The 19,497-nt window shown below is 67.6% G+C and carries 18 protein-coding genes; 8 read left to right on the forward strand and 10 right to left on the reverse strand.

What is annotated here, in order from left to right; translation table 11 throughout:
- Window positions 1-73: 73 nt before the first annotated feature.
- The 3 genes from U9J33_RS18535 to U9J33_RS18545 are packed head-to-tail and all read right to left on the reverse strand — an operon-like array spanning window position 74 to window position 2,637.
- Entirely contained in the window at window positions 74-1,462 is a 1,389-nt protein-coding gene (locus U9J33_RS18535; RefSeq protein WP_324699641.1) for a HAMP domain-containing sensor histidine kinase, read from the reverse strand.
- On the reverse strand, window positions 1,459-2,145 hold the full coding sequence (locus U9J33_RS18540) for a response regulator transcription factor (RefSeq protein WP_054434631.1): 687 nt from the start codon (window positions 2,143-2,145) through the stop codon (window positions 1,459-1,461). The genes U9J33_RS18535 and U9J33_RS18540 overlap by 4 nt, the downstream gene beginning before the upstream one ends.
- Before the next feature lie 45 nt (window positions 2,146-2,190).
- A complete protein-coding gene (locus U9J33_RS18545; protein WP_132470213.1) occupies window positions 2,191-2,637 on the reverse strand; it encodes a PDZ domain-containing protein in 447 nt (148 codons plus the stop codon).
- Between the two features lie 206 nt (window positions 2,638-2,843).
- Between U9J33_RS18545 and U9J33_RS18550 the strand changes: the two genes are divergently transcribed.
- Genes U9J33_RS18550 through mprF form a run of 3 tightly spaced genes read left to right on the forward strand, consistent with a single transcriptional unit; the run spans window position 2,844 to window position 6,612 of the window.
- Entirely contained in the window at window positions 2,844-3,611 is a 768-nt protein-coding gene (locus U9J33_RS18550) for an AcvB/VirJ family lysyl-phosphatidylglycerol hydrolase (protein WP_324699642.1), read from the forward strand.
- Window positions 3,608-4,033 carry a DUF2147 domain-containing protein gene (locus U9J33_RS18555; protein WP_132469542.1) on the forward strand — a complete coding sequence of 142 codons (426 nt, stop codon included), beginning with the start codon at window positions 3,608-3,610 and terminating at the stop codon, window positions 4,031-4,033. The genes U9J33_RS18550 and U9J33_RS18555 overlap by 4 nt, the downstream gene beginning before the upstream one ends.
- Window positions 4,015-6,612, forward strand: coding sequence for a bifunctional lysylphosphatidylglycerol flippase/synthetase MprF (gene mprF / locus U9J33_RS18560; protein ID WP_324699643.1), 2,598 nt, complete (start codon window positions 4,015-4,017; stop codon window positions 6,610-6,612). Before U9J33_RS18555 ends, mprF begins: the two co-directional genes overlap by 19 nt.
- Here mprF and U9J33_RS18565 read toward each other — a convergent pair.
- Together U9J33_RS18565 and U9J33_RS18570 are read right to left on the reverse strand one after the other, a co-directional pair.
- Window positions 6,600-7,304: a TonB family protein gene (locus U9J33_RS18565; RefSeq protein ID WP_324699644.1), complete on the reverse strand. Its 705-nt coding sequence runs from the start codon at window positions 7,302-7,304 to the stop codon at window positions 6,600-6,602. The two genes, mprF and U9J33_RS18565, sit on opposite strands and share 13 nt — an antisense overlap.
- Window positions 7,305-7,371: 67 nt before the next feature.
- A complete protein-coding gene (locus U9J33_RS18570) occupies window positions 7,372-7,842 on the reverse strand; it encodes an Lrp/AsnC family transcriptional regulator (protein ID WP_324699645.1) in 471 nt (156 codons plus the stop codon).
- 135 nt (window positions 7,843-7,977) lie between these two features.
- Here U9J33_RS18570 and U9J33_RS18575 point away from each other — a divergent pair, with 135 nt between their 5' ends.
- The 5 genes from U9J33_RS18575 (at window position 7,978) to U9J33_RS18595 (ending at window position 13,938) form a co-directional block, all read left to right on the forward strand.
- Window positions 7,978-8,724 carry a tryptophan 2,3-dioxygenase family protein gene (locus U9J33_RS18575; protein ID WP_185999752.1) on the forward strand — a complete coding sequence of 249 codons (747 nt, stop codon included), beginning with the start codon at window positions 7,978-7,980 and terminating at the stop codon, window positions 8,722-8,724.
- Between the two features lie 5 nt (window positions 8,725-8,729).
- A complete protein-coding gene (locus tag U9J33_RS18580) occupies window positions 8,730-9,845 on the forward strand; it encodes an aminotransferase class V-fold PLP-dependent enzyme (protein WP_324699646.1) in 1,116 nt (371 codons plus the stop codon).
- Window positions 9,846-9,977: 132 nt separating this feature from the next.
- The gene (locus U9J33_RS18585; RefSeq protein ID WP_324699647.1) at window positions 9,978-11,339 is read left to right on the forward strand and encodes an amino acid permease; all 1,362 of its coding nucleotides are present in this window, start codon (window positions 9,978-9,980) and stop codon (window positions 11,337-11,339) included.
- Between the two features lie 78 nt (window positions 11,340-11,417).
- A complete protein-coding gene (locus tag U9J33_RS18590; RefSeq protein WP_420719911.1) occupies window positions 11,418-12,806 on the forward strand; it encodes an amidohydrolase family protein in 1,389 nt (462 codons plus the stop codon).
- A gap of 28 nt (window positions 12,807-12,834) precedes the next feature.
- Window positions 12,835-13,938 (forward strand): dipeptidase, encoded by a 1,104-nt coding sequence (locus U9J33_RS18595; protein WP_420719920.1) that lies wholly within the window; start codon window positions 12,835-12,837, stop codon window positions 13,936-13,938.
- Window positions 13,939-13,948: 10 nt separating this feature from the next.
- On the opposite strand, the gene U9J33_RS18600 is transcribed toward U9J33_RS18595, so the two are convergent.
- The 5 genes from U9J33_RS18600 to U9J33_RS18620 all read right to left on the reverse strand — a co-directional run bounded on the left by U9J33_RS18600 (window position 13,949) and on the right by U9J33_RS18620 (window position 19,259).
- Window positions 13,949-14,830: an SDR family NAD(P)-dependent oxidoreductase gene (locus U9J33_RS18600; RefSeq protein ID WP_324699649.1), complete on the reverse strand. Its 882-nt coding sequence runs from the start codon at window positions 14,828-14,830 to the stop codon at window positions 13,949-13,951.
- Window positions 14,830-15,390, reverse strand: a complete 561-nt coding sequence (locus U9J33_RS18605) for a nuclear transport factor 2 family protein (protein WP_324699650.1) — start codon at window positions 15,388-15,390, stop codon at window positions 14,830-14,832. Before U9J33_RS18605 ends, U9J33_RS18600 begins: the two co-directional genes overlap by 1 nt.
- Window positions 15,380-16,276, reverse strand: a complete 897-nt coding sequence (locus U9J33_RS18610; protein WP_054434571.1) for an SDR family NAD(P)-dependent oxidoreductase — start codon at window positions 16,274-16,276, stop codon at window positions 15,380-15,382. Before U9J33_RS18610 ends, U9J33_RS18605 begins: the two co-directional genes overlap by 11 nt.
- Window positions 16,273-16,803: a nuclear transport factor 2 family protein gene (locus U9J33_RS18615; protein ID WP_054434573.1), complete on the reverse strand. Its 531-nt coding sequence runs from the start codon at window positions 16,801-16,803 to the stop codon at window positions 16,273-16,275. The genes U9J33_RS18610 and U9J33_RS18615 overlap by 4 nt, the downstream gene beginning before the upstream one ends.
- A 119-nt stretch (window positions 16,804-16,922) precedes the next feature.
- Window positions 16,923-19,259 carry a TonB-dependent receptor gene (locus U9J33_RS18620; protein WP_324699651.1) on the reverse strand — a complete coding sequence of 779 codons (2,337 nt, stop codon included), beginning with the start codon at window positions 19,257-19,259 and terminating at the stop codon, window positions 16,923-16,925.
- Window positions 19,260-19,497: the final 238 nt, after the last annotated feature.

Below are 19,497 nucleotides of genomic sequence, written 5' to 3' on the forward strand. Positions count from 1 at the left end.
CCTGCCTGATGCCGCGTTGGGAAACAGGCCCGTCAGCCGGCGGAAGGATCGGTGGGTTACCGGCTGTCCGCCGTCACTCCCTGGCCCCCAGCAACAGCCGCACTTCAAGCCCGCCCCCCGGCGCATCGGCCAGTTCGACCCGGCCGTCGTGCAGTTTCGCCACCGCTTCCACCAGCGCGAGGCCGAGGCCCGATCCCGCCACGGAACGCGTGGGATCGAGGCGGCCGAAGCGCTGGAGCGCCGCCTCGCGCTGAGCTTCGGGAATGCCCGGCCCATCGTCGCGAACGCCGAGCACCACTTGCCCCTCGGACTTGCCCGCGAACAGCGTGATCGCGCTGCCGCCGCCGGCGTACTTCACCGCATTGTCGATGAGATTGCCCAGCGCCTGCCCCATCAGTTCGCGGTGGAGCAGCACCGAAAGGCCCTCCGGCGCCTCGGCGGCGAGCGTGAAACCCTCCTCCTCGGCATAAGGTTCGTAAAGGGCGGCGAGGTCTTCGAGGAAGCCGTCAAGTGCCGCTTCCTCGAACCGTTCGCGGCCGATCCCGGCCTCCGCGCGGCCGATCTGGAGCGCGGTGGCAAGGATGCGCGTCAGCGTATCGGCCTCGGCCAGCGCGCGGTTCATCGCCGCTTCTGCCGCGGGATCGCTTGCCTCCAGCGCGGCCTGTTCCAGCGCCGAGCGCAGCCGGGTGACCGGCGAGCGCAAGTCGTGTGCCAGCCCTTCCGCCACCACGCGCAGTTCGCCCACCAGCGTCTCGATCCGCGCCAGCATCGCGTTGATCTCTCCCGCCAGTTCGTCGAAAGCATCGCCCGAACCGTCGAGCGGCACGCGCGCGTCGAAAGCGCCGCTGCCCACCCGGTGCGCGGTCTGCGCCATGTCGTGCACGCGCTGGCCCACCAGCCGCGAGGTCAGCACCGCCACCAGCATCGCCAGCGGCAGGGCAAGGAACAGCGCCGCCACCAGCGCCTGCTCGAAACTGTGCTGGAGCTTGAGGTCGCGCCCGATCTCGATCCCGGCCAGCAGGGTGGCCCCATCCGGCAGCCGCGTCTCGGACAAGGCCATGTGCTGGGGCTGGGTGCTGTCGCTGCGGTAGAGCACCGTCTCGAACAGGCCGCCCGCAGCGGGGTCGGGCGGCGGGAGCGCCGAGAGGTTTCCGGCAAGGCTGCGGCCCTGCGCATCGGCAAGGAGAAGCACCGGCGCGCGGCGTCCTTCGCTGCCCAGCCTCCGTTCGATATTGGCTGCCAGCGCCGTGACGCCGCCGTCCTGGTAAGTGTCCAGCAGGTCGTCGCGCAGTTCCTCGACCAGCGCCTGCTGCTCGTCGCGCACGCTCTGCTGCCCCGCGATCCACACGAACGACAGCACGCCCCCGGTGGCAACGAGCTGGAAGAGGACCACCGGAACGAACAGCCGGAAGGTGGTGGAGCGCAGGAACGGCCGCAGGCGCTTGCCCAGCCGCGCCCTCAAGCGGCGGTGCCCAGCCGGTAGCCCGCCCCGCGCACGGTGTGCAGCAGCGGCGCGGCCCCCGCCTCGTCCAGCTTGCGGCGCAGGCGGCTGACATGGACGTCGATGACATTGGTGCCGGGATCGAAATGATAATCCCACACCGCCTCCAGCAGCATGGTGCGCGTGACCACTTCGTCGACATGGCGCAGGAAGTATTCGAGCAGGCGGAATTCGCGTGGCTGCAGGTCCACCGCGCGGCTGCCGCGCTTCACCTTGCGCGCCAGCAGGTCCATCTCGAGGTCGCCGCAGGTCAGCCGCGTCTCCACCGCCGCCTGCCCGGCGCCCCGCTTTACCAGCAGGCGCACCCGGGCGAGCAGCTCGGCGAAGGCGAAGGGCTTGGTGAGATAATCGTCGGCCCCCGATGTCAGCCCGGCCACCCTGTCCTCGGTCGATCCCAGCGCCGAAAGCACGATCACCGGCGTTTCTATGCCGCCCGCGCGCAACGCGCCAAGCACGGACATGCCGTCCATCTGTGGGATCATCCGGTCCAGCACGATGGCATCGTAAGTGCCGTCGCTCGCAAGGAACAGCGCATCGCGCCCGTTGCCCGCCCGGTCCACCACGAAGCCTTCCTCCGCCATGCCCTTGGCGATGTACGTGGCCGTGGCATCGTCATCCTCGACGACCAGCAGCTTGTGACCCATGTTCTCGTCCGGCCCCTTCACGCCTCGTGGATCACGTCCTGACCGTCACGGAGCCTTGCGGCCCTGCTCGCCGGCGAGGTCGATCATCCGAACCGCGCCCTGACGCACCACTTTGAGATGCATAGGGCGTGGACCCTGCGCAGACAACTCTTCCGCCAGCGCCTGAAGGGATTCGGTATGCTGGCCGTCCGCGCTCTCGATCCAGTCGCCCACGGTGAGCCCTGCGCGCTCGGCGTTGCCGCGTGCGCGAACGCTGGTGACGACGAGGCCCGGCTGAGGGCCGGGAACCGGGTCCGCGGTGAAATCCAGCACCCGCCGCCAGGCCTCGCCCGGCTGCGCCACCGGACCGTGCGGCATGGTGTGCCCGAGCAGGCCGAAATGCCGCTGCGCCCAGATATCCCCCCAGGTAAGCGCGCCCGTCACCGCGAGCAGCGCGCCCAGCATCGGCAGCAGGTTTATGATCCGGCTCCTGTTCCCGCTCGTCTCGGTCATGCGCAATGGTCCTGCGAGCAGGCGTTCGGCCGGGGAGAAGGGGGCGAAATGGGCATGCCTTGGAACGGTCCTCGATGCCAGTTCGCGACTGGCCGCAGTCTGCACCCTTGCCCGGCACTATCGCAGCAGCGCTGCGCGAAGTCACATTAAGGAAAGTCCATGTTTGCTCCACCCTGCGGCAAGGTCCGCAGGCGCAGACCGGCACCATGACCAGGGTAGCAACACGCAGGCGCCGGCGCTGGATCGGGCCGCTCATCACGGGAATCGTCGTTTTCGCGGTGCTTCTCGGCGCCGTGTTCGGATGGCTCGGCGCCTGGAACGCGAGCCCCTTCACCGACCTGCCCGGTAAGACAGGGGCAGGCGCGCGCGCGCAGGGCTATGCCGCCGTCGTCCTGTCGGGCGACATGGGCCCGCGTACCGGGCTCGGCGGTGAAATCGCCGAACGCCTCGCAAGCCATGGCGTCGCTACCGTCGCCGTCAATTCGCTCAACTACTTCAAGGTGCGCCGCACGCCGGAGCAGGTCACGGCCCTGCTGTCGGACGCGATCCGGCGGGCCATGGCGCTGGGCCATGTCGGCCGCGTGGTCGTGCTGGGCCAGTCGTTCGGGTCGGACATGGTCCATGTCGGCCTCGAACACCTCTCGCCCGACATGCGCCGCCATGTCGCGCTGGTCGTGCTGACGGTGCCCACGCAAACCGTGTTCCTGCGCGTCTCGCCGCTGGAATGGCTAGACCGTACCCCGCCCGATGCCCCCGCCATCGCCAGCGCCCGCAAGCTCGACTGGCTGCCGGTGGTGTGCATCCATGGCCAGGATGAGGCCGACAGCCTCTGCCCCCTGCTTCACCTGCCGCGGCTGACGCAGATCGTCCTGCCCGGCGACCATTATCTCAACAAGGATGCCGACCGGCTGTTCGGGGCGATTCATCAGGCGATCGCCCGCCTCGTGCCTTCCGGTCCGGAGACTGCCCGATGATCCGAGTTCCCTTTCCCCTGCGCTTCCTCCTCCCGGTACTGGGCATCGCCCTGGCCGCGACCGCCCCGGCCCAGCCGTCGAACGCGCCCAGCCCTTATGGACGCTGGCTCAATCCGCACGGCGACGTGGAGGTTTCGGTGGCGCCCTGCGGGGCCATGCTTTGCGGCACCGTCACCTGGGTCGGCGGGCAGGCGCTGGCGGATGCCGCCGATGCGGGCGTGCCCCATCTGGTCGGCACCCAGCTCCTGCGCGACTATCATCCCGAAGGCAGCGGCGCCTGGCAGGGCGAGGTCTATGTGCCCGACATGGGCGAAAGCTTCTTCTCCCGCATTCACCAGAGCGATCCCGCGCACCTGAAGATCAGCGGCTGCATCCTGCACGGCCTGCTCTGCAAGTCGCAGACATGGACGCGCCGGCCGTGAACGCGCACCTCAAGTCGCTGGCAGCGCGGCTGGCGGTTCCCGCCCAGCTCGCCGTCGCCGCGCTGGTGCTCGGCCTTGCTGCGCTCTGCCTGCACCGGCTGGCCACATCGCTGGACATTCACGCCGTGCTGCGGACCGCGCGGGCGATCCCCGGCTGGCGGCTCGCGGCGGCGTTCGCGCTCACGGCCGGCAGCTACCTGCTGCTCACGGCCTACGATGTCATGGCCCTGCGCACGATCGGCCGCCCCCTGCCCTACCGCACGGCCGCGCTCGCCTCCTTCACCAGCTACACGCTGAGCCACAATCTCGGCTTCGGCATCCTTACCGGCGCAGCCGCGCGCCTGCGCATCTACGGTGCGAAAGGCCTCGGCACCGGCGAAGTCGCCCGCGTGACCGCCATCGCCGGGGTGACCTTCTGGACCGGTGTCTTCGCCTCGGCCTCGCTGGCGCTGCTGGTCCACCGCCGTCCGCTTGCCGTCGCCGGGCACGTCGTCTCGATGGGCGCGCAGCACGCGGCAGGCGCGGGCCTGCTGGCGCTGCTGGTAGGCGCCACGCTGATGGCGCGGCGCTGGCACCTGCCCCGCCCTGCCGCCATTGCCCGCATGACGCTGGTCGCCCTGGCCGACATCGCCGCCGCCTGCGGCACGCTCTACGTCCTGCTTCCGCACCTCGCCATCGCGCTCTATCCGCCGCTGCTGCTGGCCTATGTCCTGGCCATCGTCGTCGCGCTGGTGAGCCACGTTCCCGGCGGCCTCGGCGTGTTCGAGGCAACCGTCGTCGCGCTCTGCCCGCAAATCCCGCCCGGAGAACTGCTCGCCGCGCTGCTGGTCTACCGCATCGTCTATTACCTGCTGCCGCTGGCGCTCGCCCTCGTGCTGCTGGTCCGGCACGAACATGCGCGCTGGCGCCGTCCGGCAGCCCTTGCCGCGCGCGCGGCGGAGACCATGATCGTCGGCCTCGCGCCGCGCGTGATCGCGCTGCTGGTGTTCTTCGGCGGAGCGATCCTGCTGCTGTCCGGCACGACCCCAGCGCTGCCCGAACGCATGGCGGCGATCCGGGGCGTGGTGCCGCTGCCTTTCGTCGAAGCCTCCCAGATCGCCGCCAGTCTCGTGGGAACCACGCTGCTGCTGCTCGCCCCCGCGCTCTACCGGCGGCTCGACGCGGCTTTCCTGCTGACCCGCGCCCTGCTGCTGGCCGGGGCCTGCTTTTCGCTGGCGAAAGGCCTCGACTATGAAGAGGCGCTCACCCTGCTGGCGGTAGCGGGTGTTCTGCAACTGGCGCGCAAGGGTTTCTGGCGGCGGACCGCGCTCACCACCGACGTGATGAGCGTGAACTGGATCATGGCTATGGTCGCCACGATCGCGCTGATGATCGTGATCGGCTACTTCACCCAGACCTTCCCCGCCTATCGCAGCAGCCTCTGGTGGAAGTTCGCATGGTCGGGCGATGCCTCGCGCTACATGCGCACGAGTTTCGCGGTGGCGGTGCTGACCGGCGCTTTCGTGCTGCTGGCGTTCCTGCGCCCGTCCCGCCACGCAGTCCAGCCCGGAGACGCCCCGGTCGACGTGGCGCAGGCGCTGACCCATGCGGTGCGCAGCGAGGCGATGCTGGCGCTGACCGGGGACAAGCTGTTCCTTGCCGGACCCGACAGCCGCAGCATGCTGATGTATCAGGTGCAGGGCCATTCCTGGATCGTCATGGGAGACCCGGTGGGCGATCCGTCCGACTGGCCCGAACTGCTCTGGCGCCTGCGTGAGCGCGCCGATGCCAACCAGGGCCGCGTCCTGCTCTATCAGGTGACTCCCGCTGTGCTGCCGATCGCCATCGACATGGGCCTGCAACTGATGAAGTACGGCGAGGAGGCCCGTGTGCCGCTGGCCGAATTCGGGCTGGACGGTCCCGCCGCCCGCCCGCTGCGCCACGCCATGCGCCGCGCCGAGCGCGAAGGCGCGGAATTCGCCATCGTCCCGGCCGCCCGCACCGGCGCGATCATGGGCGAACTGCGCGCCGTTTCCGACGCCTGGCTGCACGCCAAGGGCCAGCGCGAGAAAGCCTTCAGCGTCGGCCGTTTCGAGGCGGACTACATCGCCCGCTGCGACATCGCCGTGGTCCGCTGCGAGGGGCGGATCGTCGCTTTCGCCAATCTCTGGAAGACGGCGGGCCGCGAGGAGCTTTCGGTGGATCTCATGCGGCACTGCGCCGAAGTGCCCTACGGCTGCATGGACTTTTTGTTCACCCGGCTCATGCTCTGGGGGCGGCAGGAAGGCTATCAGTGGTTCAATCTCGGCCTTGCCCCGCTCTCCGGTATCGAGGCACGGCGGCTCGCGCCGACATGGGCGCGCGCTGCGGGGATGCTGTTCCGCCACGGGGAAGCCTTCTACGGGTTCGAGGGCCTGCGTAACTACAAGGAAAAGTTCTGCCCGGTGTGGGAGCCGCGCTTCATCGCCTGCAACGGCGGCATGGCGACCGGCCGCGCCCTGCTCGATCTCCAGTCTCTGATCGCCGATGGCAAGGGCAGCGCGGCGCGTCAGCAGGCGCGGCTCCGCCTTCGCGATGCGGAAAAGCTTCAATTGGCCTGAGCGAAGCGCTCCCTGCGGTTCAGGCTGAACTCGATCGGCACGGACACGTCGAGTTCGTCGGGCCGGTCGCGCGGGATTTCCGGCAGGGGCTCCGCGCGCCGCACCATGCGAAGCGCTTCGGCATCGAGCGCGGCAAAGCCCGAGCGGCCCACCACTTGCGCGGAAAGCACTTCGCCTTTCCGGTTCATCCGGAAGCGGAGCTGCACCACGCCCTGCTGGCGGCGGCCGAGCGCATCGGCAGGATAGCGGCGCATCTCCTCGATCCGGGCGAGCAGCAGGCCCTCGAAAGTGGTGTCGCCCTTGCGCGGCTGCGGGGGAGGCGGCACGTCCACCGCATCGACAGCCATCCGCACCGGCTCGAACGTCAGCGCGGCGGGCGCGAATTCCACCGGCGGCGCCAGCACGAGCCGGGGCAAGGGCGCCGCCATGGCCGGGGCGACCGGCAATGTGCGGGCCGGAACCGGGGTCTCCCGGCTTTCCTTGGGCGGCGAGGGATGAAGAATGCGCACCGGCGCGGCCGGCAGGGCCTTGAGCCGCACGACCGTGACAGGCGGCGAAGGCGGCCGAACCGGGGCCGGGCCAAGGCGCCACTGCATGAACAGCACCGCCCCCAGCAGAACGTGGAACCCGGCCGCCATCGCGGCGGCCATGCACTTCCTGGAAACCGAGACCTGATCTGCGACGCGAGCCATGCCGCGCCTTATACGCTAATGCGAATTATTCGCAACACCTGCCAGTTCGGGAAGAAGTCTCCCGCAGTCAGGACGCCGCATCGGTGAGATAGGCGCCGGGCTTGATGTCCCGCATGGCCAATGTCGTGTTGAAGTGCCGCACGCCGGGGAGTCTTCGCAGCCGGTGGCGCAGGAACTCGTCCAGTTCCGGCACCCCGCCGGTCATGACGTGCAGCAGATAGTCGAAATCGCCCACCGTCGCGTGGCATGCCAGGATCGCCGGCTGATCGAGCACGGCGCGTTCGAATGCCTCGTGATGGTCGAACTCGATGGAAACATGGACGAAGGCGCTGGTGGAAAGCCCGATCGCGACCGGATCGATCGTGGCCCGGTACCCGGTAATGACGCCCGCCTTCTCCATCGCCTGCACGCGTTTCCAGCTTGGCGTCTTCGACAGTCCCGCCGTTTCGCCCAGGCTGGCGAAACTGAGCCGGGCATCACGCTCAAGCGCTTCGAGCAGGCGGGTGTCGAGGGCATCGAGGACCAGCGGCTTTCGCATCGGAACGTTCGTTCTCCAAAACCTGCAATATGTTGCCATACGCTCCGGTTATCGCCGGAAATTCCACGATATTTGGGCCAATGTCCCGGAACCGCGGTGCTAAACGTCCTCTCACACAAAGGATTGGGAGGCAATATGGAACGCCGCAAGGTCTACGAACTGCTCGAAGCGCCCGCGACGCTGGACTACGAGCTCTATCTCGACACCGAACGCCTGCTGTCCTGCCAGAAGCCCTTCGACGAGCTGTGCAACCGGGACGAACTCCAGTTCCAGATCGTCCATCAGGTCGAGGAGCTCTGGATGAAACTCATGGCCTATACCATCGTTGAGGTGGACGAGTATCTTCGCGCCGGGCACGCTCTGCGCGTCACCACCCTGCTAGCCCGCTGTCATCGGCTCCTGCGGATGATGATCGACCAGCTCGACGTCCTGGAAACCATGTCGCCCAAGGAGTACCAGCAGATCCGGCTTCAGCTTGGCAATGGAAGCGGCCAGGAATCGCCCGGTTTCCGCGTGCTCCTGCGCATCATTCCCGATCTTTGGCAAAGCTTCGAGGCGACCTATCTCACCGCCGCCGGCCGCACCGTGCGCGACATCTACGACCATGGCTACGCGCATGACGAAGCCTATGTCGTTGCCGAGGCGCTGATCGAGCTGGACGAACTGTTCGGCAAGTTCCGCTGGCATCACCTGTTCCTCATCCACCGCTCCATCGGCATGGGCTCCGCTTCGCTGAAGGGCCGCTCGGTCGACCTGCTCCAGGCGGGCGCGAAGCACCGCTTCTTCCCCGCGCTGTGGGACGTCCGGGTCGAGATGACGGACGAATGGGGCCACGATTATGGACGCGTGCGCGAAAGCATCGCCGAAGCCGGAGCCCACTGACCCTCATGCGCGACCTGTTCCACCTTCCCTCCGGCGGCCCCTATCTGCTCAGCCACTCGGTAGGCTGCCTGCCCCGCCGCGCCCGCGCCGCGCTGGAGGCAGGCTACCTCGAACCCTGGCAGCAGACGGGCGGCGCCGCCTGGGGGCCGTGGCTGGAGACGATCGAGGGCTTTCGCGCCGCACTGGCCGCGCTGATCGGCGCCGACACCGCCGAGGTCGCCCCGCAGCAGAGCGTATCGGCCGCGCTGTTCTCCTTCCTTTCGGGCCTCCGGGCGGTCGGCGGGCGGAACCGCATCCTGATGTCGGAACAGGCCTTCCCCACGGTCGGCTTCGTCGCTGCGGGACTGGAACGACTGGGTTTCGAGACCGCGTTCATCCCCGCCGCACGCTCACCGGGCGACGCGGCGAACTGGGAGAGCCACATCGACGGCAGCGTCGCCGCCGTCGTCGCCATGCATGTCCACTCCAACACCGGGGTGGTTTCGCCGCTCGCCGAAATTGCGGCGCTGGCACGCCATCATGGCGCGATCTCGGTCGTCGATGCCGCACAGTCTGCCGGAATCCTGCCGATCACGCCTCGCGAATGGGGGGTCGACGCGGTGATCGGGTCGAGCGTGAAATGGCTCTGCGGCGGACCGGGCGCAGCTTGGCTCTGGCTCCGCCGCGAACTGGCAGGCGTGATCGAGCCGCTGGATCTCGGCTGGTTCGGCCACGAAGACCCCTACGCCTTCGATATCCGGCATTTTCGCCATGCCGCCGATGCCCGCCGCTTCCAGGGCGGCAGCCCGTCCATCGCGCCATTCGCCCTCGCCCGCGCCGGGATCGAGACGATCCTGGAGATCGGGCAGGACGAGATCCTGCGCGGCAATCGCGCCTGCATCGCCGCCTTTGCGGAAGCCGTGGGCCGCCCGGTCGACATGACGGATCGCGGCGGCACGCTGTGCCTCGCGTTCGATGATCCGGCCGCGATTGCCTCGGCGCTGAGCGCGCAGGGCTTTCATTTCGACATGCGGGGCAAGTGCCTGCGCGCCTCGTTCCACGCCTGGAACAGCCCGGAAGAAGCCGCCCTGCTCGGCCGGACGATCGCAGACACGAGGCTGGCGTTCCGCCCCGCGGCCTGACCGCCGCCGCATGTCCTTGGGGATCGGAAGGCGCGCCCGGCTTTTCGTGACCCGGCAGGAATGCTAGTCGGTGGCTCCTGAAAGCGCGATCCCGCCGGATGCGGGACATATCCGGGAAAGACAGACAAGACGATGACCGAAGCAATCCAGCCCGCGCCCGCCGCGCTGCCAAAGACCCTGTCCTGGCCGCACCTGCTGGCGCTCGGCGTCGGTTCCATCGTCGGCACCGGCATCCTGACGCTGATCGGCGTCGGCGCCGACCGTGCCGGTCCGGCAGTGCTGGTTTCCTTCGCCATCGCCGGTGCCATCTGCGCCTGCGCCGCGCTCGCCTATGCCGAGCTTTCGACGATGATGCCCACCGCCGGCAGCGCCTACAGCTACAGCCACAAGGTGCTGGGCAGCACGATAGGCTGGATCGTCGGCTGGAGCCTGATCCTCGAATATTCGCTGGTGGTATCGACCGTCGCGGTCGGCTGGTCGGGCTATGCCTCGCCGCTGCTCCACGCGGTGGGCTTCCCGAAGGCACTGACCGAGGGCCCGGAACTGGGCGGTCTCGTCAATGTCCCCGCCGTGTTCATCATCGCCGTCGTCGCGGGCCTGCTCGCCTTCGGCACGCGGGAAAGCGCGCGGATCAACACGGTGCTCGTCGTCATCAAGATCCTGACGCTCAGCCTCTTCGTCGCCGTGGCCCTGCCCGCGTTCGACGCCGCCAACCTTTCCCCCTTCATGCCTTACGGCTTCGGCAAGTCGATGAGCCCCGACGGGATCGAACGCGGCGTCATGGCCGCCGCCGCGATCATCTTCTTCGCCTTCTACGGTTTCGATGCGATCTCGACCGCGGCCGAGGAAACCCGCAATCCCAGCCGGGACCTCGTGATCGGCATCATCGGCTCGCTGGCGATCTGCACGCTCGTCTACGTGCTGGTTGCCGCCGCCGCGATCGGCGCGATGCCCTTTACCCGCTTCGCCGACAGCCCCGAGCCGCTCGCCCTGATCCTGCGCCAGATGGGCCGCGAGCCGGTCGCCCGCGTCGTCGCCATCGCGGCCGTGATCGCCTTGCCCACCGTGCTGCTCGGCTTCCTCTACGGCCAGAGCCGCATCTTCCTCGCCATGGCCCGCGACGGCTTCCTGCCCGCCTCGCTCGCAAAGCTCTCGTCGCGCGGAACCCCGGTGCGGGTCACGACGATGACGGCGGTGATCGTGGCCATCCTGGCCGGCATCCTGCCGATCTCGGAAATCGCCGCGCTCGCCAATGCCGGAACCCTCATCGCCTTTGCAGCAGTGGGCACCTGCCTGATCGTGCTGCGAAAGCGCGAACCCGGCGCGCACCGCCCGTTCCGCGTTCCCGCGGGCATTCTCGTCGGCGTGCTGACGATCGGCGGCTGCCTCTATCTCTTCGCGAGCCTGCCGAACAAGACGCTGCTGGCCTGCCTCGGCTGGAACGTCCTGGGTGCCGCGCTCTTCCTGCTCCATGGTCGCCGCCGCGCCGCCTGACGCGCGCGCCCCGACCGGACCGGTGAACTCCCGTTCATCGGCTTGCAACCCTGTAATCCGCCCATTACCGATGGCCGGATGATCGCCTTTACCCGAACGGCCGCTGCGGTCGGCGCGCTGCTTGCGCTTTCCCTTGCCGCCCCGCGCACCGTCCAGCCTGCAATGGCTGCCGAACCGGTCGTCCCCGTGCTTTACGGCGGCGCCACGGTGATCGACGGCACGGGCGCAGGCGCCCGCGCCAATCAGGACATCCTCGTCCAGGGAGACCGCATCCTCGCGATCGGTCCGCACGGTTCACTCCCGGCGGAAGAGGTCGCAGGGGCGCGCAAGGTCGATCTTTCCGGGCGCTGGGTCATTCCCGGCCTGATCGACACGCACGTGCACATGGCGACCCCGCCGAACCCGAAGCGCGCGCAAGGCCAGCTCCGCCGCCTGCTCTATGGCGGCGTGACCTCGGTACGGGACATGGCGGACGACCTGCGCTCGGTCAGCGAACTCGCGCGCGCGGCCCTCGTCGGCGAAATTCCGGCGCCGGACATCTATTCCGCCGCCGTCATGGCCGGGCCGCCGTTCTTCGGCGATCCCCGTGTCGGCGCGGTCAGCATGGGATACACGCCCGGCACCGCGCCCTGGGCACAATCGATCGACGCCAGGACCCCGATCCCCACCGCGATCACCCTGGCGCGCGGCACCGGCGCCACCGCGATCAAGATCTACGCCGACCTTCCCGCCGATCGCATCGCCGCGCTCACCGCCGAGGCACACAGGCAGGGCATGAAGGTCTGGGCGCACAGCGCCGTCTTCCCGACACGCCCGGCCGACGTCATCGCCGCCGGGCCCGACGTGGTCAGCCACGCGTGCTACCTCGCCTATCAACTCGAACCGGTCATGCTCGCCTCCTACGAGGACCATACGCCCGTTCACGAGAACCTGCTGGCGAAGAAGGGCGACGATCCCGTGATCGCCGGGCTCTACCGCGACATGCTGGCGCGCGGCACCCTGCTCGACGCGACCGGGAGCCTGTTCGTGCGCTATGACCGGCTGCGCAGGGAACACCCGGAAACCCGCGCGCTGCGCTGCACCGGCGCAGCCACCGCGCGCCTCGTGCGGCAGGCATGGAAAGCGGGCGTGCCGATATCGACCGGAACCGATTTCGAGGCCGATACCGCCAGCCCATGGCCCGCGCTTTACGACGAGCTGGACTTCATGGCCCGCGATGTCGGGATGCCGCCGCTGGCCGTGATCCATGCAGCAACGCTCATAGGGGCCAGGGCCGCCGGGCAGGAGAAGGACACCGGATCGATCGAGCCGGGCAAGCTTGCCAACTTCGTGGTGCTCGGCGCCGATCCGCTGAAGGATATCGCCAACATTCGCAGCATCGAAAGCACGGTGAAACGCGGCAAGGCCTATGCCCGCGCCGATTACAAGCCCGTGACGACCGAGGAAATGGGAACGGACGATGATTGACCGGCGTGCACTGATCGCCCGCGGCGCGATGACCATGGCCGCCGCAACTTTCGCACCGGGCACGGCCATGGCCGCGGCGGCATCCGCAAAGGGCCGGATCGACGACTGGATCGTAATCAATGCGCTGGGCGGCCTCGCCGATCCCAACAGCGAAAGCGGCGCCGATGTGGAGCAGTTCACGCCGCGCGTGCTGGCCGAAGCGGCGGCCTCGGGGCTGACGGCGGTGAACGTCACGCTGGGATATGTCTCCGGGCCTGCCGAGCCTTTCGAGTTCAGCGTGCGCGAAATCGCGCAAACCGATGCCGCGATCCGCGCCAACAGCGGCAGGCTGGCAAAGATCCTGACCGCCGCCGACATCCGCAAGGCCAAGGCGGACGGCAAGGTCGGCGTGATCTACGGCTTCCAGAACGGCGCGATGATGGGCAGCGATGCGAGCCGCGTCGATATCTTTGCGGGCCTTGGGGTGCGCGTGTTCCAGCTTACCTACAATCCGGCGAACCAGCTTGGCGACGGTTCGATGGCACCGGAAAACCGGGGTCTGACGCCGTTCGGCCGTGAGGTGGTGGAGCGGCTCAACGCGGCGAAAGTGATGGTCGATCTCTCGCACAGCGGCGAGCGGACCTGCCTCGAGGCGGCGCGCCTGTCCCGCGTGCCGATATCGATCAACCACACCGGCTGCCGCGCCGTAACCGACCTGCCCCGCAACAAGACGGACGCCGAACTGCGGCTTGTGGCGGAAAAGGGCGGGTTCGTGGGCATCTACTTCATGCCCTTCCTCAACGCTTCGGGCCATGCCACGGCGCAGGACGTGGTGCGCCACATCGATCATGCCGTGAACCTGTGCGGCGAGGATCATGTCGGCATCGGCACGGATGGCACCGTCACCCAGATCGACGACCTCCAGCACTACCAGAGCGTCCTTGCAAAAGAGATCGCCGAACGCCGGGCCGCCGGGATCAGCGCCGCGGGCGAACGGCCGGACACCTACCCCTTCATCACCGACCTGCGCGGCCCCGACCAGTTCCGCGAACTGGCCCGCCTGCTCGCCGCGAAGGGTTATTCGAGCACGCGGATCGAGAAGATCATGGGTCTGAACTTCCTGCGCCACGCGCAGACCGTCTGGGGCGGCTGAGCCCGCCCTGTCAGGCGTGCGTGATCGCGCCCGCTTCCCACAGCGGGGCGCCACGGGTTTCGCGCAAGGACGGGATCGTGCGCCCATCCCGGTCGGTCACGCCGTATTCGGCGGCGAGTTCGGCGTTGATGAATGTCCCGCCGGAGCGCGCGTGCAGGTTCGGGTCCATGGCCAGCGCCGCGATCACCCGCCCCGGGAACTCCGGCGAAGAACCGGCCGCGCTGTTGAGTTGGCTGGCCATGCCTGGCACCGACTTGAGGTTCTCCAGCGCGCGTTCGGTATACGTGAAACCCTGCCAGAGCGAGAGCGCCGTCACGCCTGTTTCGCGCAGTTCGTGGCCCATGTCGCGCATCATCCGGTCGGTCGCGGTCTTGGTCGTGCCGAAGACCACGTCGTAAGTGTACGTCACCCCGACATAGCCGGAAAGCGCCGCGATCAGGCCCGATCCCTGCGGCACCATGATCCGCGCGGCGTGCCAGGCCGCGATGTAGGCGGCGCGCAGCCCGGTATCCCAGACTTCCCATTCCGCCAGCGGCTTTTCCCAGAAACCGTCACGCCGGGTCATCGCCTCGGGAATGGCCATGGCGTTGTTGACGAGCAGATCGAGCCGGCCCTCCTCACGCTCGATCCGTTCGAAAACGGCCGCGATCTGCGCCTCATCCGCAAGGTCCATCTGCACGGCAATGCCCTTGCCGCCGCGCGCGTCCACTTCGGCCACCGTTTCCGCCAGCGTTCCCGGCAAGGCGCTCTGCCCCGCCTCCACCGTTCGGCCGGTGACGTAAACCGTGGCGCCATGTTCGGCCAGGGCACAGGCGATGCCCTTGCCGATGCCGCGGCTGGCACCCGTGACGAGCGCGACCCGGCCGACCAGCCCGTCGGAAATCCGTGCCATCAGCCCTGCTCCCTGGCCGGATTGCGCGGCGCGCGGCGATTGACCAGCGGCCGCTGATAGGAGGGGTCTTCCGCGTTCCGGCTCGATACGCCGTTCAGCGCGATATCGGGTACGTCGGCGAAGGGAATGGGCATCGGTTGCGGCACGAAGCCCCATTCGATCACATTGGTCCGCAGCGCGATTTTCCACTGCCCGTCCCGCCTTTCGAGCCGGTCGATATAGCGCCCGCCGGCAACCCACAGGCTTTCATCGCGGTTGCGGCCGGTGAACTGGTAGTAGGTTTCGGTATGGGCCGTATCGCCGTCGAGGTCGATCGTGGTCTGGAGCAGGGCGTGATGGGTCAGGATCTGCCCCGCCTCGTGCATCGGGATCGCCCAGTCCCAGCAATCCGCCGCACTGCCGACGAACGGCCCCGCCGCCGTTTCCGCATCCTCGTGGAAGGCCGACAGATAGATGTCCCGATCGAAACGATCCATCCCGCGCGAAAACCGCGCGAGGCACTCCATGATGTCCTGCTTGTCGAGCAGTTCGCCAAGACGGCTTTCACGGTCACTTGCCACGGTAATCGACCTCCGAAATCGGCTTCCAGACCGGTGAGCCCCGGCTTGCACGGGCCGAGGCGATCACGCTGCCGTCCACGTCCGCAATCCCGTATTCCTGCGCCAGTTCGGCTGTGACGAATTCCCCGCCCGATCGTTTCATGATCTGCGGATCGGCTGCCAGCGCAGCCACGACGCGGCCGGGGTGTTCCACCGAACTGCCCTGCATCGAGGTGATAGAGGTGGTCATCCGGTCGCCCATCCTGGCGAGGTTGTCCCGCGCCTTCTCGGTGAGCGTCAGCCCCTGCCAAAGGGTGAGCGAGGCGACGCCGTGCGGCTCCAGCTCGATCGCCATGTCGCGCGCCATGCGGTCTACCGCGGATTTCGAGGTACCGAAGATCACGCCGTAAGTATAAGTTACTGCAGCAAAGCCGGAGATCGCCACGATCAACCCCGAGCCCTGCGGCGCCATGATCCGCGCCGCATGCCACGCCGCAACATAGTTGGAACGCACGCCGACATCCCACATCTCGAGATTGGAAAGCGGCTTTTCCCAGAAACCCTTGGGCTCCAGCAGATCGTCGGACAGCGTGAAGGCGTTGTTGACGAGAATGTCGAGCCGGCCCTGCTCCCGCTCGATCTGTTCGAAGAGGGCCGCCACTGCCGCATCGTTTCCATGGTCGCAGGCGACCGCCACGCCGCTACCGCCGCTTGCGCGCCCGCGTTCGTCACATTCGGCCGCAGTGCCGCCGACGGTGCCGGGCAGGTAATAGTCCCCCTCGCGCACGGTGCGTCCGGTGACGTAGACCGTCGCGCCCTGCTCGGCCAGCACCAGCGCGATGCCCTTGCCGATACCCCGGCTGGCGCCCGTGACCAGCGCGACCTTTCCGGACAGCGGCGCGCTCATCCGCGATCTCCCGCGAACCATGCCTCGCTGTAATCGCCCTTGGCCCGGCCGGGGAAATGCTCAGCGGTAAAGGGATAGCCCATGACACCCCTGGACCAGTCCGCCGCGGCGCCCCAGTCCTGCTCCCAGTCGTAGAGCATCACCCGCCCGGCGATGCGCCACTCTCCCCCGCGCTTCTCGAAACTGTCGAGATAGCGGCCGCCGATGCAGGTGTCGCGGTCGCCATTGCCCATGTCGACGCGGTGATAGGAAAAGACGTGCGTTTCCGCCTTCGCACGGTCTCCGTCCAGTTCGATAAACGATTGGCCGATCAGGTGCTGGGTGTCCTTGATCGCATCCGCGCCCGGAACGACCCATGCCAGATAGGTTTCGAAATCGCCGCTGTGGACGCCGTAGTCGAAACGGGCCTCGGGCCACCAGCAGCCCCGGATAAGCTCCGCGCTGCGCCGATCCTCGCCCCGCGCCAGCCGCGCGACACAATCCCGGATGGCTTCGCGATCGACGAATGCCGCCAGTTCAGGGCTCATGCTTCCTCTCCGTTATCGGTTCTTTCAAGCCCGTATCGCATCGCCATGCCCGCCAGACTTGACATATCCGGACAGAAAACCGGCATCGCCCCGGCGTCTCGCCGGGGCGGGACCGGACCTCAGCGGAACTTCGCTCCGAACTGTATCCCGTAAGTCACCGGCGCATTCCATACCGAGCCGGTGCCAAGCGTATTGAACAGCACCTGCGTGCGATAGCGGCGGCCCGTCACGTTATCGCCGTAGATCGCCACGGTGTAGCGGTCGGAGGGATCGGTCCATTCCGCGCGCAGGGCGAGCACTTCGTAGCCCTTCTGCTTGAACTGCTGTTCGGGGTCGAAGTAGAAGCTCGAGGTGTAGTAGAGGTTGCCCGACAGCATGAGCCTGCCGCCGCCGAGATCGAGACCGTAGCTGGCGCCGATATTGCCGGTGAATTCGGGCGCGCGCTGCATCTTGTAGCCGGAGGCATCGGTCGTCGTCTGGGTAAGCGCGCCGGGGCCTATACCGCCCAACGCCGTGGGAATGCAGGCGATCGGGTTCGTCAGATCCGCAACGGTCGGGTCGCAGTAACTGTAGTACGGGGCGTTCGGGAACGACTTGTAGCGCGCATGGGTCCAGGCAGCGCCGCCCAGCAGGCTGAAATCGTTCGTCACCTTGTAGCGGAGCTGGGCTTCGAGTCCGTAGATTTCCGAGGATGCGGCATTGCGGATCTGCGCCGCGCCGCTCTGGAAGCTGGAAACCTGGAGGTTCTTGTAGTCGTAGTAGAACCCGGCAAGGTCGGCCTGGAGGCGGCGGTCGTCGTACTTGAAGCCCACTTCGAAGGCGTTGATCTTCTCCGGCTTCACCGGCTGCTGCGAATAGCCGCCCACGTTGAGGATGCCGGCCTTGTAGCCGCGCGTGAACGAGGCATAGACGCTCGATTCCTCGCTCGGCTTGTAGCGCACCACCACGCGCGGCGTGAAGCTGTCGTTCTTGAGCGTGTTGACCGGGATGCGCACGCCCGCTCCCCCGGAATAGGGCACGACTTCGCCGTTGGGGCCGATATAGGACGTGGTGGTCGCGTTGGTGACGAAGTAGCCGTCATCGACGATATCGTGGCTGTAGCGACCGCCGAGCGTGAAGAAGAGGCTGTCGCTGACCGCATAAGTGGCATCGAGGAAGGCGGCGTAGGACTTCGTATTGGTGTTCGAACCGCCGAACTGGCCGTAAGGCGAACCGCCGAAGCTTGCCCCGATGTCCCAGGTATCGCGGATCTGGAAGTAATTGAGCCCCGCAGTCCACTGAAGCGGCGACCCCGGCTTGGAATTGAACAGGAATTCCTGGCTCCAGGTCTCGTCATTGACGCCGACGTAGATGTTGAAGAACGGCAGCCCGGTGGCGTCGAGATCGCCGTAATAGGGCGACAGGTCCTTGCGATACTGGGTGTAGGAGGTGAAGTCCGCCACGCCGAGGTCAGCCTTTATCGTGGCCTGGAGCGCGTCTGAATTGGTGCGGAAGCTGACCGGCGTGTTCAGCAGGACATCGCCCGGCTTGGTCGCATAAGTGGAGCTGGGCGCGTAGAGATAGACCAGCGGCAGGCCCTTCGAGCTCGAAGTCCCGTAGAACGCCTGCCCGGCGGAGGAAATCTTGTCGAAGAAGCCCGCGCCGCCCGACTTGTCGACATAGGCATTGACGAGCTGGGTCGTGGGATCGTCGGTCTCCGCATGGATCCAGCGCAGCAGCAGCGAGACGTCGTCGGTGATATCGGCCTTCAGGCCGACCCGGATCGACCAGTTTTCATACCTGCCGATGTTGTCGTCATCGTTGGACAGATCGGTGAAGTAGCCGTCTCCGCGCCGGTAGAGACCCTCCACGTCGAGCGCCACGCGGTCGCTGATGCCGAAGGTGGCATAGGCCTGCGCCTTCACGGCGTTGAAGCGGCCATAGCTGACCTTGGCCTGGGCGCTGGTTTCGGTGCTGGGTTCGGCCGTGGAGACGATGATCGCGCCGCCGGTGGTGTTGCGTCCGAACAGGGTGCCCTGCGGCCCCTTCAGCACTTCGATGCCGCGCACGTTCAGCAGATCGAAGTCCGACATGTAGGTATTGGCCTGGAAGAAGCCGTCGACATAGATGCCGACATTGGGGCCGCCGCCGGAGGTGGTGATGGCGGTGCCGACGCCGCGAATGGTCGGCTGGACGGCGGGGCCCTGACTGTCGAAGCGCAGGCCCGGCGTCACCCTTGCGGTATCGGAAAGCTGGTTGACGTTGGCGGTGGCGAGCTGCTCCTGCCCGAGCGAGGTCACGCTGATCGGCACATCGCGCGATTGTTCGGCGCGGCGCTGCGCGGTGACGATGATCTCGGTGCCGGTGGGCGTTTCGGCGGCGGGCTGCTGCTGGGCCAGAGCCATGCCGGGCACACCTGCAGCGGCGGCCGCAAGCGCGAGCATGGAAACCGATCGCGCGGAAATCGAGCGCACCATTCAAAAACCTCCCCTGTATGCGCTGCCGTCCGTATGTTCGCGGCTTCGCGCATCTGAACCGAGGAAGAAGCCCCGGCCCCCGGCGAACCGCCGCAAGAACGGACCTGAGCCGACCTCTTCCTCAACCTGATGGTAATGCCCTCTGCCGGGCGCCGTAGCTTGACGAATTCGGACAAACTGGAATGCGCACCGCCGGTTTCGCCATGGCGATAACGGCTCGGCGGTGCGGATTGCCGGG

The sequence above is a fragment of the Novosphingobium sp. RL4 genome (assembly GCF_035658495.1).
In the GTDB taxonomy this organism is placed as follows: Bacteria; Pseudomonadota; Alphaproteobacteria; order Sphingomonadales; family Sphingomonadaceae; genus Novosphingobium.